At 32.7% G+C, this 20,207-nt stretch carries 29 protein-coding genes; 16 read left to right on the forward strand and 13 right to left on the reverse strand.

All coding sequences use genetic code 11. The features are described 5' to 3' along the window. Positions 1 to 4: 4 nt before the first annotated feature. Genes SJY24_RS15715 through SJY24_RS15730 form a run of 4 tightly spaced genes read right to left on the reverse strand, consistent with a single transcriptional unit; the run spans position 5 to position 658 of the window. On the reverse strand, positions 5 to 148 hold the full coding sequence (locus SJY24_RS15715) for a YrzI family small protein (protein WP_242400442.1): 144 nt from the start codon (positions 146 to 148) through the stop codon (positions 5 to 7). A gap of 26 nt (positions 149 to 174) precedes the next feature. Next, positions 175 to 318: a YrzI family small protein gene (locus tag SJY24_RS15720; protein ID WP_128854339.1), complete on the reverse strand. Its 144-nt coding sequence runs from the start codon at positions 316 to 318 to the stop codon at positions 175 to 177. Positions 319 to 346: 28 nt separating this feature from the next. Next, positions 347 to 490, reverse strand: coding sequence for a YrzI family small protein (locus tag SJY24_RS15725; protein ID WP_000142704.1), 144 nt, complete (start codon positions 488 to 490; stop codon positions 347 to 349). Positions 491 to 517: 27 nt separating this feature from the next. Beyond that, positions 518 to 658 (reverse strand): YrzI family small protein, encoded by a 141-nt coding sequence (locus tag SJY24_RS15730; protein WP_377865347.1) that lies wholly within the window; start codon positions 656 to 658, stop codon positions 518 to 520. Between the two features lie 440 nt (positions 659 to 1,098). Between SJY24_RS15730 and SJY24_RS15735 the strand changes: the two genes are divergently transcribed. From SJY24_RS15735 to SJY24_RS15765, 7 genes are all read left to right on the forward strand, one after another. Continuing rightward, positions 1,099 to 1,692, forward strand: a complete 594-nt coding sequence (locus SJY24_RS15735) for a DUF4825 domain-containing protein (RefSeq protein WP_377865348.1) — start codon at positions 1,099 to 1,101, stop codon at positions 1,690 to 1,692. Between the two features lie 14 nt (positions 1,693 to 1,706). Then, positions 1,707 to 2,186, forward strand: coding sequence for a DinB family protein (locus SJY24_RS15740; protein WP_377865349.1), 480 nt, complete (start codon positions 1,707 to 1,709; stop codon positions 2,184 to 2,186). Between the two features lie 133 nt (positions 2,187 to 2,319). Further along, positions 2,320 to 2,700: a GntR family transcriptional regulator gene (locus SJY24_RS15745; protein WP_000805182.1), complete on the forward strand. Its 381-nt coding sequence runs from the start codon at positions 2,320 to 2,322 to the stop codon at positions 2,698 to 2,700. Next, positions 2,697 to 3,569, forward strand: a complete 873-nt coding sequence (locus SJY24_RS15750) for an ABC transporter ATP-binding protein (RefSeq protein ID WP_377865350.1) — start codon at positions 2,697 to 2,699, stop codon at positions 3,567 to 3,569. The genes SJY24_RS15745 and SJY24_RS15750 overlap by 4 nt, the downstream gene beginning before the upstream one ends. Further along, positions 3,566 to 4,237 (forward strand): DUF4052 family protein, encoded by a 672-nt coding sequence (locus SJY24_RS15755; RefSeq protein WP_377865351.1) that lies wholly within the window; start codon positions 3,566 to 3,568, stop codon positions 4,235 to 4,237. The genes SJY24_RS15750 and SJY24_RS15755 overlap by 4 nt, the downstream gene beginning before the upstream one ends. Before the next feature lie 32 nt (positions 4,238 to 4,269). Further along, positions 4,270 to 4,749 carry a CcdC family protein gene (locus tag SJY24_RS15760; RefSeq protein ID WP_377865352.1) on the forward strand — a complete coding sequence of 160 codons (480 nt, stop codon included), beginning with the start codon at positions 4,270 to 4,272 and terminating at the stop codon, positions 4,747 to 4,749. Positions 4,750 to 4,866: 117 nt separating this feature from the next. Further along, positions 4,867 to 5,376: a 2'-5' RNA ligase family protein gene (locus SJY24_RS15765; RefSeq protein WP_377865353.1), complete on the forward strand. Its 510-nt coding sequence runs from the start codon at positions 4,867 to 4,869 to the stop codon at positions 5,374 to 5,376. Between the two features lie 15 nt (positions 5,377 to 5,391). Here SJY24_RS15765 and coaW read toward each other — a convergent pair whose 3' ends face one another. From coaW to SJY24_RS15805, 8 genes are all read right to left on the reverse strand, one after another. Next, positions 5,392 to 6,213 (reverse strand): type II pantothenate kinase, encoded by an 822-nt coding sequence (coaW, locus tag SJY24_RS15770; RefSeq protein ID WP_377865354.1) that lies wholly within the window; start codon positions 6,211 to 6,213, stop codon positions 5,392 to 5,394. 27 nt (positions 6,214 to 6,240) lie between these two features. Further along, positions 6,241 to 6,639, reverse strand: a complete 399-nt coding sequence (locus SJY24_RS15775; RefSeq protein ID WP_377865355.1) for a 3-hydroxyacyl-ACP dehydratase FabZ family protein — start codon at positions 6,637 to 6,639, stop codon at positions 6,241 to 6,243. A 55-nt stretch (positions 6,640 to 6,694) separates the two neighbouring features. After that, positions 6,695 to 7,894, reverse strand: coding sequence for an LL-diaminopimelate aminotransferase (locus tag SJY24_RS15780; RefSeq protein WP_377865356.1), 1,200 nt, complete (start codon positions 7,892 to 7,894; stop codon positions 6,695 to 6,697). A 174-nt stretch (positions 7,895 to 8,068) separates the two neighbouring features. Further along, positions 8,069 to 8,437 (reverse strand): hypothetical protein, encoded by a 369-nt coding sequence (locus tag SJY24_RS15785; protein WP_377865357.1) that lies wholly within the window; start codon positions 8,435 to 8,437, stop codon positions 8,069 to 8,071. Between the two features lie 179 nt (positions 8,438 to 8,616). Then, positions 8,617 to 8,919: a hypothetical protein gene (locus SJY24_RS15790; RefSeq protein ID WP_377865358.1), complete on the reverse strand. Its 303-nt coding sequence runs from the start codon at positions 8,917 to 8,919 to the stop codon at positions 8,617 to 8,619. Between the two features lie 165 nt (positions 8,920 to 9,084). Next, on the reverse strand, positions 9,085 to 10,287 hold the full coding sequence (locus SJY24_RS15795; RefSeq protein WP_002013379.1) for an MFS transporter: 1,203 nt from the start codon (positions 10,285 to 10,287) through the stop codon (positions 9,085 to 9,087). Positions 10,288 to 10,580: 293 nt separating this feature from the next. After that, complete coding sequence (gene exsC, locus SJY24_RS15800) at positions 10,581 to 11,015, reverse strand: exosporium protein ExsC (protein WP_377865359.1); 435 nt, start codon at positions 11,013 to 11,015, stop codon at positions 10,581 to 10,583. 170 nt (positions 11,016 to 11,185) lie between these two features. Continuing rightward, positions 11,186 to 11,338 carry a YqbF domain-containing protein gene (locus SJY24_RS15805; protein ID WP_080001761.1) on the reverse strand — a complete coding sequence of 51 codons (153 nt, stop codon included), beginning with the start codon at positions 11,336 to 11,338 and terminating at the stop codon, positions 11,186 to 11,188. Between the two features lie 483 nt (positions 11,339 to 11,821). Between SJY24_RS15805 and SJY24_RS15810 the strand changes: the two genes are divergently transcribed. From SJY24_RS15810 to SJY24_RS15845, 8 genes are all read left to right on the forward strand, one after another. Further along, the gene (locus SJY24_RS15810; RefSeq protein WP_377865360.1) at positions 11,822 to 12,178 is read left to right on the forward strand and encodes a hypothetical protein; all 357 of its coding nucleotides are present in this window, start codon (positions 11,822 to 11,824) and stop codon (positions 12,176 to 12,178) included. A 190-nt stretch (positions 12,179 to 12,368) separates the two neighbouring features. Continuing rightward, positions 12,369 to 13,154 carry a class I SAM-dependent methyltransferase gene (locus tag SJY24_RS15815; protein WP_377865361.1) on the forward strand — a complete coding sequence of 262 codons (786 nt, stop codon included), beginning with the start codon at positions 12,369 to 12,371 and terminating at the stop codon, positions 13,152 to 13,154. Between the two features lie 69 nt (positions 13,155 to 13,223). Next, entirely contained in the window at positions 13,224 to 13,412 is a 189-nt protein-coding gene (locus SJY24_RS15820; protein WP_000621876.1) for a DUF3970 family protein, read from the forward strand. 84 nt (positions 13,413 to 13,496) lie between these two features. Next, the gene (locus SJY24_RS15825; protein ID WP_377865362.1) at positions 13,497 to 14,462 is read left to right on the forward strand and encodes a nucleoside hydrolase; all 966 of its coding nucleotides are present in this window, start codon (positions 13,497 to 13,499) and stop codon (positions 14,460 to 14,462) included. Between the two features lie 123 nt (positions 14,463 to 14,585). Next, positions 14,586 to 14,828: a GlsB/YeaQ/YmgE family stress response membrane protein gene (locus SJY24_RS15830; protein ID WP_000638425.1), complete on the forward strand. Its 243-nt coding sequence runs from the start codon at positions 14,586 to 14,588 to the stop codon at positions 14,826 to 14,828. A 79-nt stretch (positions 14,829 to 14,907) separates the two neighbouring features. Further along, positions 14,908 to 15,303, forward strand: coding sequence for a cytosolic protein (locus SJY24_RS15835; protein WP_071746243.1), 396 nt, complete (start codon positions 14,908 to 14,910; stop codon positions 15,301 to 15,303). A 256-nt stretch (positions 15,304 to 15,559) separates the two neighbouring features. Next, positions 15,560 to 16,405 carry an aminopeptidase gene (locus SJY24_RS15840; RefSeq protein ID WP_377865363.1) on the forward strand — a complete coding sequence of 282 codons (846 nt, stop codon included), beginning with the start codon at positions 15,560 to 15,562 and terminating at the stop codon, positions 16,403 to 16,405. A 24-nt stretch (positions 16,406 to 16,429) separates the two neighbouring features. After that, positions 16,430 to 17,134, forward strand: coding sequence for a YjgB family protein (locus SJY24_RS15845; RefSeq protein WP_377865364.1), 705 nt, complete (start codon positions 16,430 to 16,432; stop codon positions 17,132 to 17,134). A gap of 15 nt (positions 17,135 to 17,149) precedes the next feature. Here the strand turns inward: SJY24_RS15845 and SJY24_RS15850 are convergent, their stop codons facing one another. Beyond that, the gene (locus SJY24_RS15850) at positions 17,150 to 18,355 is read right to left on the reverse strand and encodes an MDR family MFS transporter (RefSeq protein ID WP_377865365.1); all 1,206 of its coding nucleotides are present in this window, start codon (positions 18,353 to 18,355) and stop codon (positions 17,150 to 17,152) included. Positions 18,356 to 18,457: 102 nt separating this feature from the next. On the opposite strand from SJY24_RS15850, the gene SJY24_RS15855 reads away from it, so the two are divergent. Continuing rightward, the gene (locus SJY24_RS15855) at positions 18,458 to 20,194 is read left to right on the forward strand and encodes an ABC transporter substrate-binding protein (protein WP_377865366.1); all 1,737 of its coding nucleotides are present in this window, start codon (positions 18,458 to 18,460) and stop codon (positions 20,192 to 20,194) included. The last annotated feature ends 13 nt before the right edge of the window (positions 20,195 to 20,207 follow it).

Raw genomic sequence — 20,207 nt, forward strand, 5'->3', positions numbered from 1 at the left:
TTAATTAGTAAAGACGATTGTAATAAGAGGACTGTCGCTCTTTTACTTCGTCCATAATATTTTTGATATGTTGTTCGTGAGAAATCTCATCTTTTGAAAGTTTACGTTTTTGAATGGTAATCGTTAAAAAGAAAGCTTTAAATTTCATTCGGAAATCACCCCTTTATTATTTAATTAGTAAAGACGATTGTAATAAGAGGACTGTCGTTCTTTTACTTCGTCCATAATATTTTTAATTTGTTGTTCACGAGAAATTTCATCTTTTGAAAGTTTACGTTTTTGAATGGTAATCGTTAAAAAGAAAGCTTTGAATTTCATTAGGATATTGCCCCTTTAAAATATATTTTTAATACATTTGTGTATAGTACGAACTTTTGATGTCCGTTATTTTATCCATAGTTTGTTTTAATTGTTGTTTACGAAAGATTTCAGCTTCAGATAAAGTTTTTTTCTGAAGTGCAGTCGTAAAAAAGAAAATATGAAAAGTCATAAGCGAATTCCTCCTTTCGAAAAGGAATTACAAGTGATCGCAATAATGTGCTTGGCGCTCCTTAACACGATCCATTGCTTTTTCAATTTGTTCATTATGAAGCATTTCAGCCTTTGAATGTGTGTTTCTTTGAATCGTAATACTTAAAAACAATACGTTAATAGTCATCGAATGTTGCTCCTTTCTTAAAAAAATAATGTAAGAGACTAAAAAATCGCACAAAAAAGCCACAGGAAGATATAGTTCTCCTATGGCTAGGCGTGAAAAAGCCACAGGAAAGTATACGACCTCCTGTGGCGAATTTATGAATTAATAGAAATAAAGTACGATTTTCAATTCTCCGTTAGGGTGGTCGAATTCATATTCAATTGTCCGAAAAACAAAGGTGCAGTTAACGCTAAAGTTAAAGCATGTAATTGTAATTTCATCATTTTATTCGACCTCCTTTTAGAATATTTTTCTTACGTTAGTAAGTATATACAATTAATGGATAATTGTAAACATAAAAATTGAAAATTTTTAATTTTGATTAAAATGCGTATGTTTTAAAGGATTTTGAGAAGATGTATGGTAATTAACGAAATATCGATAAAAATGGGGGATGCTAAATGAAATATATGCATCGTAATGTGGTTGTTATGCTAACAATTTTTTTATTTATTACTGCTTGTTCTAGCGGGGAAAGAATAAAAGAAATATCCGATGTTGAACCTGATGATTTTAAGAAATATGCTGGGACATACGTTGGTAATAACTCAGATGTGGTTGCAATTGTTAATCATTTACCCGGTGGTGAAACATTTCAAAGTATAAGTTTGGAGAATGAAAGCATAAAGGTGAACTATGGTGCAAAAGGGAATGGAGCTCTTACAGAAGATATGGTTGCGACGTATTGGCTTGATAGTAAGGATACGATGAAGAAGAATTTTCTCTTTAACGTTATTTATCTAGCGATTTTAGTACCAAATGCGAAAAGTTACGAGTTTCAAGTAGAAAACAATAATTTCACGATAAAAAGAGAAGAAATACTATCAATCCTGTATGGAAAATTTGATGATTTTCCAAAAGAAAATGATATATGGGATAAAAAGAAAGTAGTAAAGTTCCTTAATGATAATAACGAAAAAATTAGACTGCTTATAAATGATAAAGATTTTCGGAAATCTTTATTTGCTAAATATCCAGTGCAGCAGTTGAAATGATGGGAGGAGAAAAGGTGGAGTTAGTATACAAAATTACTTATCATAGAATGCAGAATCATTATTTATCTAAGTTCGTACAGGCAATTAGCCTCGTTAGTGAAGAAGATTTGTGGAAACAAGGGGATTCTGTCAATTCAATTGGTGGAATCGTACTGCATATTTGTGAACATATACAGAGAAATACTAGTCGTTATAAAAATCCAAATATAGTTTTTGAAAAGGGAATCGAGGAGTATTTTCCAGTAAAACGACAAAGTATTGAAGTTTTGCTACAGTACGTTGAAGAAGTATTTGGTGAATGGGGAAAAGCATATATACAAGTTAGGGAAGAAAAAAGACAAATTGATCTTCATAGTTTATTACATTTAGTGGAGCATACAAGTTATCATTTAGGGCAAGTAGTAGATCGTACAAAGTCTATAAAGAAACAACAATTTAACTTTTGTCAAAATGGTATAAATGAAAAGAATTTGAGAACAAGAGTTGAAACTTAAAAATTTTGGAAAGAGAGTCATTCGTACACTGATGACTCTCTTTTTTGTGAAAGAAATTTATGGAAATAAATATTTTTATGTGCTATGGTTAATTACATAAGTAATGAACCTATGAACCTAAGGTGGTGAAATTGTGAAACCTACTCTGGAGCAAAATAAATTAATATACATACAAATTGCAGAAACGATTGAATCTGATATTTTAAAAGACATATTACTTGAAGAAGAACAAGTTCCATCAACAAATCAATTTGCGAAGATGTTACAAATTAATCCGGCTACAGCAGCAAAAGGAGTAAATCTACTAGTAGATGAGGGGATTTTATATAAAAAGAGAGGGATCGGGATGTTTGTTACAAAGGGAGCAAAAGAAGTCGTACTAAAAAAAAGACAAAATACTTTTATGACCGAGTATTTACCTAAAGTGTGGGAAGAAGCAAAAGTACTAGAAATATCAAAAGACGAATTGATGGACATGATACACAAAATTACGAAGGAGGGGAAAGAGGGATGATTGCACTTGAAACGAAAAACTTGTCTAAAAAATATAAAAATAAATTAGCTGTTAACGGAGTAACTATTTCAGTGGAAGAGCATAAAATATATGGTTTGCTTGGAAGAAACGGAGCGGGGAAAACGACATTATTAAACATACTTGCTGGTCAAATTATTTCAAGTAGTGGAAGCGTAGCTGTATTTGGTGAAAATGTTTTTGAAAATAGTAAAGCGATGCGAAATATTTGTTTCGTAAAGGTGAAAGAAAACATTAATTTAAGTAGTAAGGTAAAAGATGTTTTTTATTTGTGTAACATGTTTTATGAAAATTGGGATCAAGAATATGCTGAGGAACTTATTAAAAAATTTCAATTGAATGCAAAAGAAAAATATTATGATTTATCCCATGGTATGCAAACAATTGTTGGTATTATTAAAGGTTTAGCTAGTAGAGCACCAATTACTATTTTTGATGAGCCGACTACCGGTTTAGATGCAGCACATCGAGAGTTGTTTTACGAATTACTATTGGAAGATTATAGTGAATATCCACGAACAATCATCTTATCAACACATTTAGTTGAGGAAGTGTCCCATGTTATAGAAAATGTAATCATATTAAAAGAAGGATCATTAGCTGTTCAATCCTCTGTGGAAGATTTTTTAGAAAAAGGACACATAATATCAGGACATAAAGATAAAGTGACAAATTTTTTAATGGGGAAAAATGTTGTAAAACAAGAGTTGTATGGGAATAAAGAGATTTCTGCGATATGGGGAGATCTTTCTGCTAGAGATTATGAGCTGATAGAAACTGAAGGGTTAGAAATAGACAGAGTAACACTGCAAAAACTATTTATTTATCTAACAGATAATGAGGTGAAATGAAAATGCTTTTAAAACAATTAAAGTTACATATGAAATTTCATTATAAGGCTATTCTTATCTTTTGGTGTGTGGCATTACTTATAAAATGGACAACAACTGCAACTGATATAAAGGGACTAAAGGTAGCATTTTTACATGATATCTTCAATAATTCATCTATTGCAATTGCAATATTTATTGTGGCAAGTGTTTTTCTTGTTCAAGATGACATATTTCGTACAGTTGTCTCATTTGGCGTTACTAGATTACAATTCTTTATTGGTTCAGTATGTTTTATCATATTACAATCAATAATTTTTTCATTTCTACAAGTTTTGCTGTTACAAGGTACATTTTATGAAACGAAACATATAAATTTAGGAGCACATACAATCGAACAATTCTTTGCACAGTTCGTGTTCTATCTATTATTAGCTAGCTTATTTCAATTAACAACTATTTTTCAGAAAAGATTTAATTGGATAGGCTTTGCTTTTAGTGTGATTTTTTTCTTGGGGTTGACGAGTACAATTTATGGTAAGGTAGGTTTGAAAGAATTGGTATTTATTGATAGTAAATTGTTACTTGATATACCCAATTTTATATCAATTTCGATAGTGCTTATTTTAATATACTTTATAATTAGCGCTCTATTTATTCGTAAAGTTTCTTTTGAGGATACGATTTAAGCACAAATACTTTAAGAGAGAAGGAAGACTGTATGGGAGATACTTCTTCACTAATAACCGTCTTTTTATGCGTGGCACTGCTAATTTTTTGGCGACGATATCGTTCTATGTATAAGCCAATTAAGGGGACGGGAAAACGTATTTTGTGGCCATTACTATTTTTAACACCGGGTATTTTATTGTTTTTTGGTCCAGTACATCCAGCTATATTACAAGTGACTATAGCAGCATCCATTGGGGTGATTTTCGCAATCCCACTTATAGTTCTAACAAGCTATGAGCGAAGAGAAGACGGAAACATTTATACGAAAAAAAGTGCTGCCTTTTTAATTACTTTTATCGGAATTGTTATTTTAAGATATGGTTCAAGACAATATATTGTTGACTTAGATCAGCAAACAATAGGTTTATTATTTTACGTAGTTGCAGTATCGTATATTATTCCGTGGAGAATTGCTTGTTATATAAAGTTTAGGAAAGTTTGGCGAGAAAATAATAATCATGCTATATGAAAACTTCTCATTTGAGAAGTTTTTTATTTTTATATGTAAGTGAAATAACTTGTTGAAGTGCAAGCTACCATGCAATATGATAAATATAAAAAATTGAGGAGAGTGGGGGATATAAAAATGCGTACAATTTTACTTTTTCTAAATAACATGTCAACTGATGAGATAGAAAGTATGAGAGAAATACACGATCCTTTATTTGGTTTAATTCCTCCCCACATAACAATTGTATTTCCTTTTGAAGGTAATATTTCAAATGATGAATTGAAATCACATATTTCGAATCTGGCAAAAGGGATAGGTACAATTGAGATTAAGTTTGCAAGTGGTGTAACTAGTATAGGAGGCTATTTATTTTTAGAAATTGAGCAAGGAAAAGAACAAATAGAAAAACTACATGATAAATTGTATACAGGCCCCTTATTACGATTTTTGAAAAGAGACATTTCATACATACCACATGTAACAGTTGGGAGAAAAGATAGCGCGGAGTTAGCAGCTGAAATAGCGAAGGATATTCCTAGTTTTCATGAGAAGTTAAATTGTGTAATTGATAGAATTAGTGTGGAACGAATTGGTGAGAATGGAGAATCAATTATTGAATTTGAAGTACCATTGCAAAAAAGCTGACAAAAGTCAGCTTTTTTATTTCGAACTATGAAGTAAAGCACCAATTGCACCACTATAACCGCCGTCTTGTAAAAAGACTGGTATTTTGTTTTGATATTCTGTATAGCTACTAATAATATTTTGAAGATATACGTTATTACATAGAGTAGAACCGATGAAAATAATATGGTCAATATTTTTCGCTTCGGCGAATTGAAGACTTAATGCTGTGACGACTTCACCGACAAGTCCTTGAACGGTAGCTAGTATATCTGAACTACTATAATTTGAGTCTGTAATGGCCGCTTTTCCAAAATTGCTAGCAGTTAAGTTGTTATCAATAGGGGAGAGAATACCGCCATAAATATCTCCAACCGTAATATCTAGACTTTTTCTTGATCCTATATTCGTAAGCGGTAGCACATCTTCAAAATGATCTATATTTGTCAATAGTTTTGAAAGACCCATAATTGTTCCGCCGCCAACTCCAGTTCCACCAGCGCGAATGTATTGTTTGTCGTGAACGTAGTGAATGGAAGTACCTGTACCGATATTTGTTAGGACAAAGTTCTGTATAGCACGTTTTTCTTCTTTTAGTATGAATTGTACGCCCCCTAATGTAGCTTCGAACTCGTTTAATTCTACTACTTTAAATGAACCTGAAAGTAGTTCTTCTAACTGTTTAGCTTTGCCACCTGTAATGCATAATTGTGTAATTGAATTATGACTTTGCAGCCATTCTTTAACTCTTTCTTGTTCATATGAATAAAATTTTTCGAAAACTAATTTGTTCATTTCGTTAAAGTAAGCAATTTTTGTTAATGTTCCCCCAGCATCAATACCAACAACATTCCGCATTTTCCTACCCCTTACTATGTGATCTGTTTAATCAGCTTGATATATTAATAGCTTTTCAATGGTAACGATTGATTGACCGTTTACAGAGGCAATTCCTTTCCCAAGAACAAAACCTCGTCTGTTACGTGTTAATTCATAATGTAAATCAAGTTTATCACCGGGATACGCATTTTCATGAAATTCCACCCCATCTAAAGAGGAGAGGAAACCAAGACCTCCAGATTCACCTGTACTGACAAAAGCACTAAGTTGAGCCAGTGCTTCTACAATTAGCATATGAGGCATATAGTTTTGATTTTTATTAATAAACCACTCGTTATTTGTGATCAGTTTGTATCCTGTAGCTGATTGAGATTCTTTAACATTTGTAATTTTATCGATCATTAAAAATGGATAGCGATGGGGAAGAGTATCTTTAATATTCATATCGTACCTCCAGGAATAATAATACCCCTGCTACAGTTAAGCAGGGGAGTTATCATTAATTTTTAACTAATTCATTTACTTTTTCAAGAGAAAAAATACCACTATTTCTAATGTTTTCAACAACTTGTTGTAACACTTCTTTATCTTGAACGAGTGCAATACGTACAAAGCCTTCTCCGTGAGGCCCAAATGCATGACCTGGTGTAACAACGACATTCGCACGATCCATTAATGCATAAGCGAAATCTATAGAAGTCCAGCCTTTCGGAATTTCAGCCCAGACGAACATACTACCAGCTGGTTTATCAACATTCCAACCAAATGTTCGGAATCCATCAACTAAAGTATCTCTACGTTCTTGATAAATACCGCGATTTTTTTCGCAAAACGAAGCGCCATTTCTTAATGCAGCTGATGCTGCTTTTTGAATTGGTAAAAACACTCCGTAATCTGTATTTGATTTAAATTGAGTAAGTGCACGAACAATTTCTTCATTTCCAATCATATAACCAATACGGCTACCTGCTAAACTATAACTTTTTGACAAAGAGTTGATTTCTACGCCAACTTCTTTAGCCCCAGGTACAGAGAGGAAGCTAATTGGTTTATTACCATCAAAATAAAATTCAGCATAAGCAAAATCATGGACAACAATAATATTATGCTTTTTCGCGAATGCGATTACCTCTTTAAAGAAATCTTCATGAGCCATCGCTGGAACTGGATTTCCTGGGAAGTTCAAAATCATCATCTTCGCTTTATCAGCAATTTCTTCAGGGATAACTTCTAAGTTAGGTAAGAAATCATTTTCTTTCTTTAATGGCATGTAGTAAGATGTTGCGCCGGCCATTTGAATTCCTGTTTCATAAGCCGTATATCCTGGGTCAGGAACTAATATAATATCTCCCGGATTTGCAAAAACCATCGGTAAATGAACGAGTCCGTCTTGTGAACCCATTAATAATAAAACTTCTTTTTCAGCATTTAATATAACGTTATGAGTGTTGTTGTAATATTCAGTTACAGCTTCGTGAAATTCTTGTATGCCTGTTAATGTGTATCCATAGCTTTCTTTTTCACTCGCCGTATGTACCATTGCTTCTCTTACGAAATCAGCAGGAGGCATATCGGGATTCCCGATACTTAAATCAATCATTTTATGACCTGCTGCAATTTTCTCTTTTTTATAGGCCCCTAATTCACTAAATATAGAAGATTGGAATGCTTTCATTCTAGTTGCTAACGTGTAAGTCATCAAAACCCCTCCTAAAAACAGTGTTTTCTTTCTGCATTTTTAATTATTCTGAAAACACATGTTAACATTTTATCATTTTTTTATGAAAATTAAAACGATTGACAAATTTAGAGGGAGGATAATAAGGGGAAAATAAAAATAACGCAGAAAATATTTCTACGTTACAAATGAATATTAATTGTTTGTTTTTTTATATGTACATGTTTTTTCAGTTGTAAAAAAGTATACATTTAATTTATTATCGACAACTTTTAAAGATTGATCCGATGTAAACGAGTTACCATAATCAATACGATACACGTTAGAATTTTTAACAAACGATCCTTTAAATAAATCCTCTTTTTTATTTGTTGTTTGCATTTCCACTAAATTGTGAATAACTTTTTCTTTCTTTTCTTCTTTTACAACTGTTTCAAATTTATAATATACAGGGCATTCACCTTTTTTATTATCAATGACTTCCCAAGAGCCGTATATATCATTATTGCTACATCCACTAAGTAGAACGATTAATATAGGGAAAATAAATAGAAACTTTTTCATTGTGTACTCCTTTCTTATTAGTTTTTATAAACGTGCGAATACGATAGGAATATTGTAAAAAATAAAGTTTAAATTTTTATAAAGAATTATTAAATTTCACATAAAAATTTGGAGAAAGGTGAGATTTTCAAAATAAAAAGGCATGAATCTAGTGTAATGCCAGATTCATGCCTAGTACTCTATCTTATGTTATGTTTTTTGAGGATAAATGAAGCGGAGAGAAGAATGACAATTCCATTTACAATATATACATTTACAATAACGAAGACTAGGTTAGCTGATCCCAAACCACCTTTATCGAATATAGAGGTGAATGCTGTAGTAGTCAAAAAGATAATGGGAGTTAACAATAAAAATAGGAAACCTGCAACAATCCTTCTTTTAAAGTTATTTTGAGATAAGGAAATGGCTAAAAAATTAAGGACGCCAAACAGGATCAATGAAAAAAGAAGGATAATTAATAATTGGATGCCATCAGACATTTCCACAGCTCCTTTTTGAAAAATCTATAATTTATTTTATTCGAAAGTAGTAGGGGATAATCCTTTAAATATTTGAACTACATAAAGAGAATAGATTTTAATCCTTGAAATTCAAAAAGAATGGACCCAGTAAAATACGGGATCCATTCTTAAGAAGTATTAGTTTTATAAATTCGCAGATTGTGACGTTTGTTTTTCAAATTGTTTCTGCTTAGATAAGGAAATAAAAATAATCAACAACGAAATGACTCCGAAGATGAGAACCATATATTGTAACCCAATCGTATCTAAGAAGAAGCCAGTTCCAAGTAAGACAATTTGGAACATAACTCTCTCAAACATATTACGGAATGAGAAGAGGCGACCGTGATAGCTTTTTTCTACTTTCGTTTGGAAAATTGTCGACATAATAGGGAAGAAACAGCCGACACTAAAGCCAAACAAACCAAACGATGTAAGAGCCATCCATTTTATATCGCTAAAGAACAATGAAAGGTGTGCAAAAGCGGTACAAACAGCGAAGAAATATAACAATTTTTCAGGTTTGAAATGGTCAGATAAACGTTTAATAACGAAGGCACCTAACATAAATGCGACACCTTCAATTGTATATATAAATCCTTTAATCGTTGGATCATGTTGCATTTCGCTAATGTTAATAACCATTAAATTGAATCCAGCTATAAATAATAGAGGGATAATACTTAATATAAGTGCTGTAAAAGCAATAGGAATTCCTTTTAAAATACGAAATACTTCCATAAAGCTATTATCTTTAGCTGATTCTTTACTTGATGTAGTTGACTTTTTATCTTCAAATTGTAGGAAGAACGTTGAGAGGAATAATAAAGCGTATGCTGCCATTGAGAAGGCATACATATACTGTAAACTCATTACAACTAAAAGAATTCCACCTAGTGAAGTACCCGCAATACGAGCGATTGTACCAACATTCATATGTACACCGTTCATCTGTAATAACTCATGCTCACGAACGATTAGAGGAATTACAGATTGTAATGCAGGGAAATAAAATGCAGCTGAAATTTGAAGTGCAACCATAAATGCAATCATGAATGCGATGCTTTCATATTGAATGGCGAAAAACATGAAAATAACACTAATAACACGACCGAATCCAGCGTAAAGAAGAACTTTCTTTTTTTCATATTGATCAATGACACGGCCAGCCATTGGGCCAACTAGAACTCCAGCTAACAGTCCGATAAATAATATAACGGATTTCATAAAATCAGAAGGGACGTATTTTTGCATAAATTCAAGATTACCAAGAATACCAAGCCATAACCCTAGACCAGCAATAAACTCCCCAATTAACACAATCCAAACATTTTTATTACGCCACATAATGTAAAACCTCTCCGTCTTTTAAAATGAAAAACTCGTATATAAAACCTCCTTATTTTATGTATTATTTTTAACGAACTTTTTTAGAGTCAGAGTCTATATTACGTGTTTCATTAATAGATTTCAATCTTTTTGATTTGTAAAAAAATGATGAATTAAGTGATACAATGGGTAACTAAAAATACAAAAAATTCACAAGTAAATTCAAAGGGAAGGTAAGTGTGGGGAAAATAAAAAAAGTAAGAACGCAGATAATACGTCTTACTTTTCTCAAAAAACCAAAATAGATTAAATTAGCAACACTTATGATCTTGTCCAATAGCTAAACCACTAAAAGACAGAGGACCAACAATGTCTGCACTTGCACCACTAGTAAGGTTTTCTACAGTTAATGAATATTCGTGAGTCCCGCAGCTAACATTTTGATCTATAGCTTGAAATGTTTGCGCGTAAAATTGCTCAGAATCTGTAGATTCAATTCCTACTTGAGCGTTGAAGATTTCTGTATTGTCACGGAAAATTCGGAATAAAATTTGTGAAATCTCAGTTATACCTTCAACCCCAACTGTAGCAATTAATTCTACTCGATTATTACGTGCATCTCTTCTTGAAATTTTTAATTTAATATTTGCTAGAATTGCTTTTTCTGGGGAATGGGGAATTGCAAAAGTTGTTTCACCGGTTTTATTTAAAGGTTGAGTAGCTTGATAATCAATGATATGAGTCATATTCGTCACCTCCTCATATACTAGAATATGAAGGTAACGATGAATTAGCTTGGACATATACTATAAGATTTTAAGTGAATTGAGGAGTAATGTTGAATAAAGGGAGATAATATAAAAGCATCAAGAAAAAATCCCAATTATGAGAGTCATTTTTTGATGCTTTTCATACTTTAGGCAGAATATTCTTCTTTACGTACTTCGAAGAATTCATTCCGGCGTAAGTAATTAAAAATTTTTTCCGAAACCTCTTCTTCATGAGACACTAAGAATCGATGATCAAAAGCATAGAAAGATTGACCTTTAATTAATTTTACGTAGTATATTTTACACGCCTCCTTTAAATTAGGATTCTTAAATACTTTATATTATGATGACCTATCTGGTTGTTAATAATACTTAAAGTTTCAAAGGGGAGAAGTATAAATACAAAAAACATTGAAATAGCTTACAAATCTGTAATGTTTTTGTCACCTTTGCCGATAGTTAAAATTAACCAATATCTCCTATACTACAAATAAGTTCCATAAAACAAGGGGGTAGAAAGATGGAGGAAGTAATTGGAGAAGTTGTAGCAGGGATTTGTGAATTTGTAGTTGAGGTAACGGCAGATGCTATTGGGAATTTAGTTTCCGGAAATGATGAGGAAAAAGAAACATTATAATAGTTTGTAAAAGTATAAAGATGATCAAAATATAAAGGCTGATTTCTAAAGGGAAGTCAGCTTTTTTATTTTTTACATTACATTAACAATATCCAAACATTCATCTGTTACGATATTAGTGAAACCAATACAGGAGCTGATCGAGATGAATATACCGAATTCTAGATTTGATGTACCTGATTCTAGTACGATTGTGGAGAATATAAATGAAAAAGAATATCAATTTATTGTTCGTGAACATCCACTTGTAGGAAAGATTATAGCGCTATTTGAAAATGGGAAAGAATATGGTTTAATTGATAAGCAAATTGCAAGTAGGCATAAATTTATTAGGACAGAACTTACTAAGTTGGAGCATTTTAACCTAGATATTCTTTATGGTAGTCCTGGGTGGATATGGATTGGCATGGATCAATATGGATTGCATGCAAGAGAGGCTACTAATAGCGAAGTAGAAGTCTTTGTGAAGTTACAGGGGGATATAAATTATTTAGACGTGTAAGAAGATCTTCAAATATAAGAGATACATTGTGAGGTTGTGGGATAAGTTCTCATAACCTTTTTAAATAATAGAGGTAAACTTTTTTGATAAAAGGATCTAATATAAGAGACGAGCCTAAAAGAGGATTTGAAATTATATAAAGAGAACTTATAAATTAAATATAATATTTTATAGAAAGAAGATGATAAAAATGAGCAAAGAAAAACTTGTGAAACAACAGTTTGGTAGTAATGCAGAGAAGTATGTGCAAAGTAAAATTCATGCAAAAGGACCGGATTTACAATATGTAGTTCAGCAAGTTGAAACTCGTCATAATACTCGTCTTCTTGATATTGCTACTGGTGGTGGACATGTTGCTAATTTGTTAGCCCCAATGTTTAAAGAGGTAGTCGCTCTTGATTTAACAGAAAAAATGTTAGAAAAGGCAAAAGGTTTTATAGAAGGGAACGGGCATGAAAATGTATCATTTGTAGCAGGACATGCAGAAAGGTTACCATTTGCTGAAGAATCTTTTGATACAATTACATGCCGAATTGCAGCACATCATTTTGTTGACCCTTCGCAATTTATTTTTGAAGTACATCGAACGTTAGAGGATGAAGGATTATTTATATTAATTGATAATGTTTCACCAGAAAATAATGAGTTTGATACATTTTATAACTTTATCGAAAAGAAACGTGATCCAAGCCATGAACGAGCTTTGAAAAAAACAGAATGGATTACTTTATTAGAAAAACATGGTTTACAAATGCAGTCATGTCTTACTTTTGACAAAAAGTTTGATTTTGACTGGTGGTGCGATATGATGGATGTGCCTGTGCAAAAGCGCGTAAAGTTAACAGAATGTATGATGAAAACATCAAACGAAATGCAGGAATTCTTCAACATTCACTTTGATAATAATAAAGTAGAGTCGTTCTATACTGAAATGGCACTGTTCGTTTGTAAAAAAAGTTCAACATTAAAAAGATAAATTTCTTGCAGACTTTCTGAAGTACGATATACTTAGTATAGAGAAAATGAGAATTGAGGAATAGCAATAATGATTCGTGTACGTATTGAAGGAACTGAGGAAGAAATGCTTGAATTTTTGCAAAGAATGCCTGATATTCCTGGGTTTGAAAAAACACATATGAGAGAACCGAGAAAAGGGAATAATCCGAAATATGATTCAAGCAAAAGTGTACTAGCATATTTATCTTATAAAAAGATTGAAGTCGCCAATAAGTAATAAATGGGCGGCTTTTTTAATTATCTCTGTTTCACCGCCTTGTCTTTTTCGCATAATAATGATAGTAGATTATGCTGGAGAGGGGTGAGAAAAGTTAATAAAAAAATAATCTTTTTCGGAGATTTTGGAATTGATGATGCAGTAACGTTAATTTATGCGAATAAAACATGCAAATTAGATATTATAGGTATTGTTGCAGAGTATGGAAATGTCTCAAGAGAAATTGTTACCGAAAATGTATATTTTTTAGAAAAGTACTATGCTACAGAAGTAAAGATTATCGAAGGTGCCAGTAGACCAATGACAGCTGAAGAACCTTTATTTTTCCCTGAAATTCATGGAGATCACGGTTTAGGTCCAATCATTCCACCGAAAATGAGAATTTGTGAAAGAGAAAATTTTTGTGAATTGATTAAATTAATTGAGCCTTGTCCAGAAGATATTATAATAGTGGCGACAGGACGATTAACAACACTTGCAACATTATTTTTATTGTACCCCAATTTAATGAATCGAGTATGTTCTTATTATATAATGGGTGGTGCTTTTCTTTTTCCAGGAAACGTTACACCAGTATCGGAAGCTAATTTTTACGGCGATCCAATTGCGGCGAATATCGTTATGAAATACGCGAAGAATGCTACTATATATCCGTTAAATGTAACACAAGAAGCTCTTATTACTCCTGAAATGGTCGATATTATTGATAAAGAAGGAACAGGACAGGCGAAACTTATTAAACCAATGATTGATTTTTATTTTGAAAACTTTTATAAAAAAGAATATCCAGGTATTGCTGGGAGTCCGATCCATGATTTACTTCCGTTCATTTCTTTTATAAATGATAATATTTTTGAATATAAAAAATCAGCAGTTTGGATTAGTACGACGAATGATGTAACGAGAGGTCAAAGTGTAGCTGACTTTAGAAAAATTGCTGAGCCAACACGATTTGATAATCGGCCGATACAAAGAATCGCCGTTGAATTTAATTATCAATCGTTTAAAGACGAATTTATGAGAACAATATTGAAGCCAGATTGTCCTTAATAGGCTAAGCAGATTTGAATGATTTTCATAAGACGAATAACTTACGAAAAATGAAACATAACTAATGGTAAGCAATTGTTTCAGTTTTTATTTATATTGGTTAAATATATAGGAGGTAATGATATGATTTGGTATTTAATCGTTGGTGGTATATTAGGATGGTTTGCAAGTTTAATTACTGGAAAGGATGTGCCGGGCGGTGTAATTGGTAATATTATTGCTGGTATTATCGGTTCTTGGCTTGGTTCGTTATTACTTGGTAAATTCGGTCCTGTTATTGGTGGCTTTGCAATTATTCCAGCTTTAATCGGTGCGATTATTTTAATCTTCATCGTGAGTTTTCTGTTACGAGCAATCCGGAAATGAAGATAGGTGGGCTGTTTACATTTGTAAGCAGTCCATTTTATATGTTATGCTACTGTTATACAATCAGGAGGTGTCAGCATTGAAATCATTCACAGTAAATTTCCATCAAGAAGATAATGCAAAAGCGACAACAGTACATAAATTAAGTGAAGAGGACTTCAATAAAGCAACAGAAAAAGGTACTCGTCATCTATTTGATTTAGATACAAACGTTGGCTTCTTTGTATTCTTTGATGCAGAAGATGCAGAAGGAAATGATCAATACTTAATGTTACAATATGAAGGAGATCATGAAGAACCAAGTGCTTGCTACGGATTTGATTTAAAACTATACTATCAATTTTTAGCATTATACTTAAATGATCTTGAATTCCAAGGTGAAACAAATGAAGAAGAGGAAGAGTATGGTCCAATTCATCATTTAGCGCACTTACTTTACCATATCGTTGAAGACGGTAAATCAATCGAAGTGTAAATATACATATTTTGAAGCTGTCCTTAAATAGGACAGCTTTTTTAATTATATAAATAGGCAATCTTAATGGAGTTCTAATGGCACCAGATGGTTTGAATAAAATATAGAAAGAAAAAATATTAAACCAGCAAGGAATGAATATTTACTTCCAGCTGTTTTTTTGTATTTAAAGGAGCTTTTGTGACAGATTATTTTAAGTTATTAATGAAGGATATAAAGAGTATGGAGAGAAGGTGTATACAAGGAGATGAATAAGATGATTCATAATACAATTCCAAGGTTTTTGAAGCTTTTGGAAAAAGATAATATAGGATTACATGACTTGAACAATTATTATGATATGTATCCAGAAGCCTTCGAAGAATATTTTAATTATCACTGTCCTAAGACAGAAGAACGTCTTTCTAGTGCAATTAACAAGTATCCTGAAAAACTAGAAGACATTCGTATTATTTCGGAAATTTTACCGTCTATTATTCAAGAAATGAGTGAGGAGTATCGTATTCAATTTGGTTTTAATATAGATTTAACTTTTCATCTATTTGTAGGTGGATTTGGTTCTAATGCATTTGTAGAAAGAGATATTATTGGGGATATATTTCTTGCGGCAGAAAAATTATCTCCTGAAAGGGAGCATCTTTGCGTTATCGTTGCACATGAAATCGGACATATATATCATAATTTCGTATTGCAAGAGAGTGGAATGGATTGGACTAAAGCACAATGGACTGATGCAGCGGTTAGTTTATATCGTGAGGGAGTCGCGACATATTTATCGCAAAGAATAGCGAAAGGATTAAGTAAATCAGTCTATTATTCATATGATAATGATGGAGACGACTGGTTGTTTTGCTATGAAGAACATAAAGATCAAATTAAGAAACATTTTTTACAAGATTATGTTAAAGGATGGACAGATGAAAAAGAGAAAGAATGGTTCCGTTTATCAGGAGGGAACTATTTCGGATACAACCGACTCGGTTATTTTTTAGGAGCATCATATATAGAGTATATGGTCCGTACTTTTGGAGAAACCGAAGCACTTACTTTTTGGGGGGAAAATAATTTGAGGAGTAGTGTAATGGAATGGTTACAAAAGTGAATATGTTGAAGAAGGAGGCTGAAAATGATGAAAGTATATATGAAAGTACTTATATTTTTCCTAACTTTAACGTGTGTAGCGGCTTTAACCGCATGTGCTAACGCTGAGGAAAAGAAGCAAACTAATTCAACATCAGAAAATAGTACGGAAAAAAAGAGCGATACGTCAGAAACGAGTAAAAAGAATGAAGAGACTGCTCCCAAAAAAGAGAAAGAACCTGTGGAAAAACCAAAAGGTCAAGATTCAGCAAAACCTTCAACAGATTCTAATTCAAAAAATGTAGCAATTAATCAAAAATCAATTAACCATATTAAAGATTTATTTGAGCAAGCGAAAGAAGGAAAAGTACCTAATGTTCCATATGCAGCGCATACAGGAGATATTGAAGAAATAGAGAAGGCGTGGGGGAAAGCTGATAAGACGGAGCAAGCAGGAAACGGGATGTATGCGACGTTTACAAATAAAAATGTTGCATTTGGCTTTAATAAAGGATCACAAGTCTTTGACGTGCGATCTTACCATTCAGAACTTAAAGTGATTACGTTACAAGAAATCGAAAAGGCTTTAGGAAAACCAGCGTCTGTTAAAGTCAACGGTAATGATAAAATATACAATTATAAAGTAAATAATCAGTTTGAGTTGAAATTCGTTATTCCGAAATCTACTGGTAAAGTAGATCACATTTCTGTGTTCTCACCGGAGGATAGTATTAATAAAATGGCAGGTTAAGTAAAAGAGCTGTTCCTATAGGGACAGCTCTTTTACTTTGTTTTTTTCTAACGATTGAACAAAAAAAGCTTGAATAATACCGCCAATTATTAATAAGAAGGCACAAATATAAAATAGAGTACTGCCGCTAAAGGTGCTTAATAATAGTGCACCTACAAAAGGCCCGCAAGTTCTTGAAATATCCCAATGTATACCGTAAATAGAAAAGTACAATCCACGTCTATGACTTGGAGCCATTTGTGAAACGAATCGTAGTAAATGATTTAAAGCAATACTTTCTCCAATTACTAAAAAGAGTAGTGTTAAAAATAATGACCATATGGTTGTGGAATAACCGTAGCCAATCGCAGCTAACGTATAGCAAGAATAAGAAATAACAATGATTTTAGGCATAGAAAATCGTTCAGACCATTTCACAAGGGAAATTTGGAGAATAACTTCCATGACAGCTTTACAAGTTGAGATAAATACAAGTATGAATAGAAAATTTGGAAATACACTTTCAGCGAATATGCGATAATTCGATTCGGTTTGAGCGTAGAAAAAACTAATAGGAATTGTAGAAACCATGAGCCCAAATACAGCATAATGCTTTGAAATAAATTGTTTTGGCGAATATACTTCTTTAGTTTTATTAACGTTTTTCATGAGTGGAGCTGTTTCAGGAAGCTGCGTCCAAACGAGAATGGCATATAGGGTAAGAGCTACACCTTGCAAAATAAATAAATACTCAGGGTGACTAGTATAGAAAAAGGCACCGATTAATGGACCAATTACAGAGCCGATTGCTCCCATCGTTTGCAGAACAGCAAATATTTCTGCCCGCTGTTCTTCCCTCGTTAAGTCAGCGATTTGAGCGCGCTGTGCCGGAATATATAAAGAGCGACCAATACCATTAACTACATACAATAAGGCGAAAAAGGCGACCGTTTCAGCAAAAACGAATCCACTTACGGCGAAAGCTTGTAAAAGTAATCCGAGTAACATGATTTTCTTTCGGCCGTATTTATCTGTTACACCCCCAGCGATTAATGTAAATACAATATCAGCGAGTGGCTGTAATCCGAAAAGAAGCATTGTAACTATGACATTACCATTTAAAGCTTTATTAACGTGAACAATAAAAATGATAGCTAGCATCGCTTCAGTCGTTCGGACTAACAATTCACCGAACAACCGAATGAGGATTGGCCTGTTATAACGTTTTAAAAGATGATTCATTTCTAATTCCTCCTTTCTATATTAAAATGATAAGATGGAAGCTACAAATGAAAAAGGGTAGAATGAAAGGGGAAGATTTTTCATCTTTTAGGGGGGCGTTTTATGAGCATTTTGGAGCAATATATGAACCTATGGCTCCAGTATGGAAAAGGGAGAGCTGAAGGGGAGCAATTAGAAATAACAATACAAAATATATCCGAAACATTATTTTGTACAGAGCGGAATAGTAAACTAATCATAAAAAAATTAGAAGAATTACATTGGATTGTGTGGTTTCCTGGCCGAGGAAGAGGGAATCGTTCAAAGTTGTTATTTCAAAAACATCCGCTTTCTTTAATTTTAGAAAGAGGAAAAGAAATAACGAAACAAGGGGACGTAAAAAGCGGAAGTGCATTTATTGAAAGATATAGCTCGCATTTTCCATTACTGCAAACGCAATTTCAAACGTGGATTGATTCGATATTCGGTTATCAAGTCGAAAGGACATCTAAAGGGAGAAGAGATGTGCTACGTTTGCAAGTCCAAATGAACCTAGATATTGCATTAGACCCTGTATACGCTACGATGCGTTCGGAATGTCATATGGTAAAACATATATACGATACATTAGTGTATGTAGACGGAAATACAAACAATGTAGAGCCAAGACTTGCGTTTTATTGGGAATATGATGACCAGAAATATATGTGGACCTTCTACTTACGAAAAGGTGTTACATTTCATAATAGAAAAGAACTAACCGCTTATGATGTTGAACAGACATTTAAACGATTTATGAAAGTGAAAAATAATCCGCATGCTTGGATGTTACAACACGTTGAAAGTTTACATATTCTTGATGACTATATTGTGCAGATTCGTTTATCTACAGATAATAAGTTGTTTTTATATGCTTTAAGTACAGAACAGTGTTCTATTGTAAATGAAGATGAAGACGGGAAGTTAATTGGTACTGGACCGTTTCGGTTATGTGAAAAGAATGAGGATGTATTTGTACTAGAAGCACATGATTATTATTTTCGAGAGCGACCTTTTCTCAACCGAATTGAATTATGGAATGTAGAGCACAGTGTTAATACGTACGATGTTTTAGCGAAAGCACGATATAAAGATATAGAAAAGCATCATAAAGAACTAACTCGACTTGAGTCGAATGTAACATACATTACGTTAAATACTGCAAAAGAAGGACCCATGCAAGATATGATATTTCGAAAAGCTTTATATAAAATCATTCATAGCAAGGCGATTGTTGCGGAATTACAAGGAGCACGCGGAGAGATAGCCGAAGAATTAGTGCTAACAAAGAGTGGTACAATACATATAAATGAGGACATAAATACGCTTATTAAAGAAAGTTCTTACCGTAATGAAACATTGCGACTATACACATTTACAGGACAAGATCATGTTGAAGACTCCAATTGGATACAAAAAGAGTGTGCGAAATACGGAATTATAATTGATATTGAATTTCTTGAAACAGAAGAGTTGTTGCAAATAAGTACGATACAAAAGGCTGATATTATGCATGATAGTGCGACAATTAGCGAGCGTATTGAAGAGAGTTTACTATACATGTTTCTTACAAAAAACAGTTTTATTCATCAGCAAAGCAATATAAACTTTAACGAAACATTGCAGCCGTACTTTATGGAGAGTAAAGTAGAGAAACGAGTTACACTGTTACGCGATATTGAGGATACACTGTTACGTCAAATTCATATCATTCCTTTGTACCGTAACAAACAGCAAGTAAGTTCACACGAAAAAATACAAAATATAATAATTAATTCACAAGGTTGGATTGATTTTTATGAAATATGGTTTAAGCCATGATATATAAGGGTTC

This window comes from Bacillus sp. R86525, assembly GCF_042466195.1.
Taxonomy (GTDB): Bacteria; Bacillota; Bacilli; order Bacillales; family Bacillaceae_G; genus Bacillus_A; species Bacillus_A nitratireducens.